This window comes from Streptomyces sp. NPDC034103, from assembly GCF_055575395.1.
The window spans coordinates 1-7,943 of sequence record NZ_JBVISS010000029.1; the positions used below are offsets into that span (position 1 = coordinate 1).

The 7,943-nt window shown below is 72.6% G+C and carries 5 protein-coding genes; 4 read left to right on the plus strand and 1 reads right to left on the minus strand.

Translation table 11 applies throughout. From position 1 onward, the window contains the following. Nucleotides 1-870 precede the first annotated feature (870 nt). The 3 genes from ACZ56U_RS39050 to ACZ56U_RS39060 all read left to right on the plus strand — a co-directional run bounded on the left by ACZ56U_RS39050 (nucleotide 871) and on the right by ACZ56U_RS39060 (nucleotide 6,317). Nucleotides 871-3,873: a hypothetical protein gene (locus tag ACZ56U_RS39050; RefSeq protein ID WP_469088692.1), complete on the plus strand. Its 3,003-nt coding sequence runs from the start codon at nucleotides 871-873 to the stop codon at nucleotides 3,871-3,873. 163 nt (nucleotides 3,874-4,036) lie between these two features. Next, nucleotides 4,037-5,176, plus strand: coding sequence for a TniQ family protein (locus tag ACZ56U_RS39055; protein WP_469088693.1), 1,140 nt, complete (start codon nucleotides 4,037-4,039; stop codon nucleotides 5,174-5,176). A gap of 214 nt (nucleotides 5,177-5,390) precedes the next feature. After that, nucleotides 5,391-6,317 carry a hypothetical protein gene (locus ACZ56U_RS39060; RefSeq protein ID WP_469088694.1) on the plus strand — a complete coding sequence of 309 codons (927 nt, stop codon included), beginning with the start codon at nucleotides 5,391-5,393 and terminating at the stop codon, nucleotides 6,315-6,317. 225 nt (nucleotides 6,318-6,542) lie between these two features. Here ACZ56U_RS39060 and ACZ56U_RS39065 read toward each other — a convergent pair whose 3' ends face one another. Beyond that, entirely contained in the window at nucleotides 6,543-6,944 is a 402-nt protein-coding gene (locus ACZ56U_RS39065; RefSeq protein WP_469088695.1) for a hypothetical protein, read from the minus strand. A 455-nt stretch (nucleotides 6,945-7,399) separates the two neighbouring features. On the opposite strand from ACZ56U_RS39065, the gene ACZ56U_RS39070 reads away from it, so the two are divergent. After that, on the plus strand, nucleotides 7,400-7,918 hold the full coding sequence (locus tag ACZ56U_RS39070) for a hypothetical protein (RefSeq protein WP_469088696.1): 519 nt from the start codon (nucleotides 7,400-7,402) through the stop codon (nucleotides 7,916-7,918). The last annotated feature ends 25 nt before the right edge of the window (nucleotides 7,919-7,943 follow it).

Genomic DNA, 7,943 nt, shown 5'->3' on the forward strand with positions numbered 1-7,943 from the left:
CCCCGCGCGCGGGTACATAGGCGGCTTCGCCGCCTATGCCTAGTGATCGTCTTCGCCGATCACTTGACAGCGTTTCACGCTGTCTGCTATGCGGCCCGCTTCGCGGGCCGCGGTGATCCGCTTCGCGGATCACGTCTGCGCCTGCGGCTTGAGTGATCGAACTAGGTGGAACCCGCCAAACGGTGCACCCCTGTGGATAGCCGCGTTTCCGCAGGTCAACCCTACTTTTCGGGGAGTGCCGGCCTCGACACCCGATCGTAAGTGATCGCAGAGACCGCCATTTCGTGCACCCTTTTTCCACATGCCGAAAATCGAACAAAGGTAGGGGGGTGCACAGGTTGGCGGGTTCGGGTTTGACCAGCGGAAACGGCCGTCCCGCACACCCCCTTGTTGGGAACCGTTTCCATTAGCTTGTTCGAGTAAGGGTCACCTCCTTTGTTTCACCACTTACCGATCACGGTGCACCCGTGGCGGTTTCGGGCCCGCTCGACCCCGTTTCCCCTGGTCAGCCCTGAAACCGCCAACAGGTGCACCCGTTTTCCACAACGTGCCGTGACCTGCGAAAACCCCTGTGTGCCTCCGTAAGCCCCTCGACCCCGTGTGCGCACTGCGGGCCGCCGGGTCGGAGATAGGGCGGGAGAACGGCGCATAGGCCCTTTCCTGGGCCCGTTTCGGACGATCTCCCGCGCGCCCCGGGTTGACCTCGCCTCGGGGTCCGGCGCACCCGTGGCGGGTTCGGTCGCCACGGGTGCGATAGCTGCAAATCAACTCACAGTTGAACTTGTAGTTGTGGTGCAGGTTGGCTAGTGTGGGGACCGCACCAACCGCCGGGGGGAAAGTCCCGGCGGTCCGATCCGAAGGGAACCGCGCATGACCTCGACTTCCGTCCCGATGCCCGTTGCTGACGCCCTGTCGGCCGGCGCCCCCCGCACCCTGGGTGCGCTCGCCGCCGCCGCTACCGGTTGCGGGTGGGGCGTCATGGTCGAGCACGACGCAACGGCCGACGCGTGGACGCTGGTTGTGGTGACGCCGTCCGACTCCCGTACGGGTCGCTACACATGGCGCGCGGGCAAGTGGGCGACGGTGGGCCGCGGTTACCGCGAAACGGTCGCGTGGTACCGGTCCGGCATGGAGTCACTTCCGGGCGCGGCGGTCGAGACCGTGGTCGAGGAGGTCAAGGTCCCGGCGGGTGACGTCTCGGCCGAGACGCGCGCCGAGGCCGAGGCCGGTGTCACTGCGGCCCGCGCGGCACTCGACGCGGTCAAGGCCGGACAGAAGGCCGAGGAGGCACTCGCCGAGGCACGCAAGTGCGCCGAGGCTGCGAGCGGGTTCCAGCACTCGGCCGAGACGGCGCAGGAGGCGGCCGAGGCCGCGCGTACCTGGGCCGAGGCGGACGCCGAGGCGGACCAGGCCGAGGCGGACGCCAAGGGAGCGGCCGAGGCGGTCGTCGACTGCAAGCGCGCTTTCCAGCGGGCGCAGCGTGCGGCCAATGAGTGCCGGAAGTACGCCGAGGCCGCTACCGGTGCCCTGTACGAGACCGAGGCGGACCGCGCTTACGACCGTGCTAAGGATGCGCGGGAGACGGCGCGGGAGACGCTCGGGAGTGCCGAGGAGGCGGCCGAGGCTGCGCAGGAGGCGGCCGAGGCCGCGCGCACCGCGGCCGACGACGAGTGCCGGAAGTGCGGCGAATGGCTGTGCGCGTGCCGAGAGATCATGTGCGCGATGCTCGCCCGGTACGGGTCGGGCGCGGCGCGCACGGTCGACCCCGAGGCGGTCCGCATCGGCGAACTGATCACGTCGGACGACCAGGAGCTTCACGCCGCGGGACAGCTCATGCTGTGCGGCGAGTGGACCGAGGCCGAGGAGGCTATCGAGCGGGCCGAGGAGGGTCCGGCCGAGACCGAGGAGCGGCGCGCGGCGGTCCGTGCGGCCGAGGCCGCGGTCGAGCCTGCGGCACCGGTGGCGACGTGCGACGGACGGACCGCGCGCCAGTGGGCCGAGGAGGCGGAGGGACACGCGTCCCGCGCGGCCGAGGCGTACGAGCTCACGGTGACGGCCGTCCGGCACCGGACCAACATCTATGACGCGATGCCCGTTGAGCGGCTCGACGAGACCGAGGGCAAGCGGGTGCGGGCTGCGCTCGCCCGTATCGACCGCCGGTCCCGGACCGCGTACGACTGTGAGCTTTCCGCGCGGCGTGACTGGTGGGACGGCGCAGAGATCACGGACCCCGCCCGTGCGCGTGACTGCGCCGAGCGTGCGCGCGTGCTGGCCGACGGGTGCGAGGCGGACGCGCGCACGGTCGCCGAGGCTTTCGCATGGGCCGAGGCCGAGGCCGCGGCGGCGGCCGAGTTGCAGCGCGCGGAGTGGTCCCTCGCGGACGCCGAGGAGCGCTACGAGGCCGCGCGCCGTCCGAACGCGTGGATCGGGGCGCAGGGTGTTGACCGCCGCATCGGAGAGACGAACGCGCTCCGTCTCGTGTGGATCGCGCGGCAGGCTCTTGCGGCGGTCAACGGCGCACCGTTCATCGCGTACCCGACGCTTACCGACCGAGGGACCGTCAAGGGATGGAGCGTCGGTTACTGCACCGTGAGCCGGTACGCGGGTACGGCCGTGCGCATCGTCGACACGTCCGCGGACCAGTGGCGGGCCGAGGCAATCGCCGAGGCCAAGAACCGCGAACACGCCGCGCGGGTGATGTGTGAGCGCATGGCCGGTGAACTGGTCATCATGCGGGCCCTGATGGACGACGCACGGCACACGGACACGAAGGTTCCGGGCGCCCGGTACCGGCAGGCGCGTACCGCGCTGGAGACGGCCGAGGAGCTGCACGACCGTGCCGCGCGGGAGCGTGGGACCGAGGCGGCCGACCGTATCGCCCCAGTGGCCGACAAGGTCCGTGCGCTGAGTGCCACGGTGGCGGAGTACGCGCGGGACCGCGAGGAGTGGGCACGGAACCAGCGCGCGGCCGAGGCTGCGCGGGCCGAGGCCGCTCCGGTGCCGGCTCCTGTCTCGACCGAGGCGGCGGTCGAGGAGGCGCCCCGGTACAAGTTCGGCCGCCGGGACGCCGAGGGACGCTATCCGGTGTCGGTCGACGGCGCACCGGTCGGGCACGTCTACCGGACGCGCCGCACATGGTGGGCCCTCGGTCTCGACGAGCGGCGCGCGACCGACCACACCAGCCGCGCCGAGGCGGCGGCCCGACTCGTCGCACTGGTCGACGTGCGGGCCGCGGCCGAGGCTGACACCGCGCGCCGGATGCGGGCCCGCACCGTGGCACCGGAAGGGTGGCGCGTCACCACATGGGACGCGGTCGAGTCGGGGGACGTCGTTCGGACCCCGGGGCGGTGCGTGCCGGTCCGTGGCGGGTTCGGGGACGGCGGTCCCCTGTCCCCCGAAACGTGGGGCGCCCCGGTGACCTTGACCGGTGTCGAGCGGCTCGATAACGGGTGCGTTGTGGCGCGCGGACGGGAGGGAGACGCGCCCGGGTGGGCCGGTATGGGTGCCCTCCTGTTGCCTCCCGCGTACGCCGAGATTGGCCTCCTGGTCCCCGTTGCCGAGGCCGAGGCGGCGGTCGAGGAGGTCCCGGCGGCGGTCCCGGCGGCGGTCCCGGCGGCGGCCGAGGCGGCGGCCCGCCCGGGGGCGACGGGCCCTGTCGGCGCCCCCCTGTCGCGTCTTCCGCGCGGGGGGAGGGGCGGGGGCGTTCGCGCAGGTCACAGCACGCGACAGGGCGCGGCGCGACAGGGGGCACGACAGGGCACGCGACAGGCCCCCGAGCGTGCGGGGCGGCCCCTGCAAGCGTACGGGGAGCGCGGCCCGCCGCCCCCCATCCGGCCGTTGGGTCGGGTGTCGGCGTTTTCTCCGAGGACTTGACAAGGACACTTCAAAAACGACAGGAGGGCCGAGGGTCCACCTCGTGGATTCATCAGGAAACTTGACAGGGACGCGCCAAGGTGACGACAGGTGGTCCCCTCGTCCGGGCGGGACGTCACCCGTTCGGGGACAGGTTGTCGGTCCGGTGTGCCACGGTGCCGCCATGACCCGTACCGACCCGGCCGCCCCGGAGGAGCCCCTCCTCGGACTCCCGATCCGCGTTCCGCTGATCCCCGGTGAGACGACGCTCTCTCTCCTCGCCCGCACGGCCGCCGCCAACGGCCCCGATCTGCCTCGGCTCCTGCGGGCCCTCGACGAGATCCTCGACCTCCCCGCCGACGACCTCGACCCGCAGCGGGAGGAGCTCCTCCTCTCCCCCGAGGGCCTCGACCGACTCGCCTCCCTCGTCGACCGTGACGCCGACCAACTGTCCCGCGCGCTCCCCAGCGCGCACCCGGACCGCGTCGCCGCCATCGAGGCCGTACGCATCGAACCGTGGCCCGACGAGCTCGGCGCCGCTCCCCTGCCGGCCTGCCCGCTGTGCATGGAACCCGGGGCGTGGCTCGCCGCCACCGGCCACCGTTGGCGGCCGTGCCCCTGCGGCCGTCGGTGGCTCGCCGGGGATGACGGCGGATACCTCGTCGACACCGCCCCCGTCCCCGATCTCGGATGGGCGCTGCACCGACACCGACAGCTCGTTCACCGCCTGGGCCCCGTCGGTGACGCCCTCCTCGCGGACGCCCATCAAGTGATGCTGTGGTGGTGGGTCTCCATCCCCCGCCGCCGCGGCTCCGGCCCGGAAGGCGGGAAGGCCGTCGCCGACGTCTGGCACACCCGCGAGGAGGCCCTCGGTATGACCCGGCACCGCCGCCGGGCCGCACCCGTCGTCGTCTACCCCGAGGCCGTCGCCCTCGCCGAGCTCATGTGGTCATGGGAGGAGCGGCGCCGGAAGCGCGGGGCATCGTCCGCGGCCTGGGTCGAGGACGTCGTCGCCGAGCTCGTCCCCGCCGGCACCCTCACCCGGCAGGAGCGCGCACCCCTCGACTACTGGCTAGAGCAGCACCGGCCCGAGCCTGCCGGGAAGCCATCGGGGCGCACGGCCGCCGACCGCCGATGGAACCGCCTCCCCGCACTGCACCGACGGCCGACCGAACCCGGCCCGTTCCGGGCGCCCTCCTGCCTCATGTGGGTGTACGGCCTGCCCCTGACGTCCACCACCGCTGTATGCCCGCGGTGCAACGGCCGCGCGCCGAGCTGCCGATGGGTGCCCTACCCCGAGTGCACCGGCCTGCCTCGGAAGTAGGACCGCCGCCCGTTCCGCGTCGCACTGTCGGTGCCCTCCGCTACGGTTCTCCCGAGGGCGGAGCCGCCGCCCATACCGCCGCCCGCGCGCCCACGCCGTGCCAGGGCACCGACGGTAGAAGGTCCCCCGGGAAGCCGCGCCGCAGTGAGCTGACGATCCGTTCCGTGCCGGGCGGGTGGCGTGGGGACCGAAGCCCGGAGCGGGAGGTATCGCCATGCCGAAGCGCAACGCCGTACAGAAGCGAGCGCGAGAGATCCAACAAGCTGAGGGCGTCGGGTATCACGACGCACTGAATCGGGCGCGGGCCGAGGCCGCCGAACCCGCCACCACCGAAGCGCCGGCATCCGCCCCGGCCGCCGTGGCGTACGTGCTCGAACCCACCGCGGCCGAGGTCGAGCTCGGCGTCACCGCCGAGGAGCTCGGCGTCCGGGCGCTCCCTGAGACCGCCACCCCCGAACAGCGGGCGCACGCCGAGGCGGTGTGGCGCCCCACAGAGGCGGAACAGCCGTGCCGGTGCACCGGGCCCAAGTGTCACCACGGGGCCCCGTGCGAGATCGAGTACGCCGACGAGGGGCCGTGTCCGGGGCCCATGCAGCACGTCGACCGGTACCCGGGAAGCATGTTCAGCCTCACCGCTTGGTACGACGTCTATCGCTGTACCGACTGCGGCGAGACCTACGAGGCCACGGTCGAGCTCCCCGAACTTCCGTGGGGCGAGGTCCGCAACCGGGACGAGCTCGACGGGACGGAACGGACTCTGTCGGACGGACTCGGCGGCCCCACCGTGACCGTGATCTACCACGGGATCAGGCATCCCAACTTCCCCGACCACACCCCCGAGGAGGACGACGAGGGCGAGCTCGACCCCGACGAGCACCCCACCCCCAAGGACGACTACGACCGGTACGACGAGGACCAGGAGCACGAGGAGGCGCTCGCCGAGGAGGACCAGGAGGACGAGCCCGACTACCTCGACGACGGCCCCGAACGTGACGTCGACCCGCCCGAGGACTACGACGACCGGCCCGGCGAGGACGAGCTCGGCCCGCCCTCGGAAGTGCCGGCCGTCGGGCTGCGGACCACGGCCGCCGACTGGTCCCCGGCCTTCGACCTCGACAACGCGCCGCCCTCCGCATGGTGAGGCGCGGCCCCCTCAGTGCCCTCTGTGTGGCCTGGGCGTAAGCGAGGGCCTCGCAAGACCTTGACCGCCGAACATGTCCGGCAGTGATGTGCGTGCACGCCCTGCACGGTTGCCGAGTCTAGCGGTCCGTCCCTCGACGAGGGTGTGTGTTGCGGCGGTTGGGGTGCACGCCGAGGGCCCCGACGCGATGTGCGTCGGGGCCCTCGGCGTGCGGCGGGGTCGGGTCTACGCGGCGAGGCGGACCAGGACGGGCGCGGCGGCCGGGACCGGGTCGCACGCGTCCCACATCGTTTCGGTGGCGAGGGTGATCACGGGGCCGGACCAGTCGCGGGCCTCGGTGCATCCGAGGCAGTCGCACGCCGAGTCGTACGGGCGCGGCACGGCGGTGTACGGGTCCGAGTGCGTGATCGCCCCGGCCGGTGTTGCCTCCTCGACGTTCACGCCGTCGGGGTAGCAGCCGAGGACGACGGCCCCGGCCGGGACGTCGTCGGCGCGGACGGTGGCCAGGACGGCGCCGAGCTCGGGGCGGGCCTCGGCGACGACGTCCTCGAACAGGGCCCGCGTCTCGGCGTCGACCACGAACGTGCGGGCCGTGGCGGGGAGCTCGGCGGGAGTCGGGGTGTTCATCGGTGCTGCCTCCTTGAGTCGGTGGGCCTTCACCATGACACAGGTTGTAACTCAACTACAAGTTGTACTGCGAGTTAAGCGCGGCGCGTCCGGCCCCGTCGAGCAAGGGTCCGTATGTCCCCAGCTCATAAAATATGAGACTCCGTCATAACACCTGGTCATGAGGGGGTGCACGGAATGGCGGTTTCAGATCCACCAGCGGGCCCCGACTCTCGCAGGGCACAGGCCCCGGACCAGGGCCGACGCCCCGAGGGGGCGCACGCCGTGGCGGGTCGGCGCCGAGGGGGTGCACGAGATGGCGGGTTCGGTACTACCTGCGGTTTCGCCGTACGGACCGGGCGGAAGTGCCGGCCACCTGTGCACCCGTGGCGGGTTCGACCGAGAGCCTCCCAGCCACCGCCCGGAACGGGCAGACTCGACCGGTGCCCGCTCGACCACCAGGAGGACGCCCACCCATGCCCCACACCGAACCCGCCACGGCCGAGGGCGAGCTCGTCGACCACCTGCGCAGGGATGTTGGCTTGCGCGGCGAACGCCCCGGGTGGGCCCATAACAGCGTGGCCGCCCTCCTCCTCGCGCACGGCCGCCTGTTCACCCCGGCCCCGTGGCCCGACGGCGGCACACCGCCCGGCGAACCCGGGAAGTGCTACGTAGAAGCGGCGTCGTGGGCCTGGGCGTCCGAGGGCGAGCTCGCCTACGTCGAAGGCTTCGCGTGGGATATCGCCTGGCCCGTCGAGCACGCATGGTGCGCAGGCCCGGACGGCAACGCGCGTGACCTCACCTGGCCACGCCCCGGCGGCGCATACCTCGGCCTTCCCGTGCGCGCCGAGGACGCCCGGCGCATCATGTGCGAGAGCGGCCCCCTGCTGCACGGGAACGGCTTCGCCTCGGACCTCGCGGTGAAGTGGTGCCGCGAGGGCGTGCCCGTGGAACTCCTCGTCGACGTCGGCCGCCCCGTCCCCGCCGCCGACTGAACGCAGGCACCGAAACGGCGCGGCC

Bases quoted from the DNA above. Each gene is read 5' to 3' on its own strand.
- ACZ56U_RS39050 (WP_469088692.1), top strand. From the start codon at position 871: ATGACCTCGACTTCCGTCCCGATGCCCGTTGCTGACGCCCTGTCGGCC.
- ACZ56U_RS39055 (WP_469088693.1), top strand. From the start codon at position 4,037: ATGACCCGTACCGACCCGGCCGCCCCGGAGGAGCCCCTCCTCGGACTC.
- ACZ56U_RS39060 (WP_469088694.1), top strand. From the start codon at position 5,391: ATGCCGAAGCGCAACGCCGTACAGAAGCGAGCGCGAGAGATCCAACAA.
- ACZ56U_RS39065 (WP_469088695.1), bottom strand. From the start codon at position 6,944: ATGAACACCCCGACTCCCGCCGAGCTCCCCGCCACGGCCCGCACGTTC.
- ACZ56U_RS39070 (WP_469088696.1), top strand. From the start codon at position 7,400: ATGCCCCACACCGAACCCGCCACGGCCGAGGGCGAGCTCGTCGACCAC.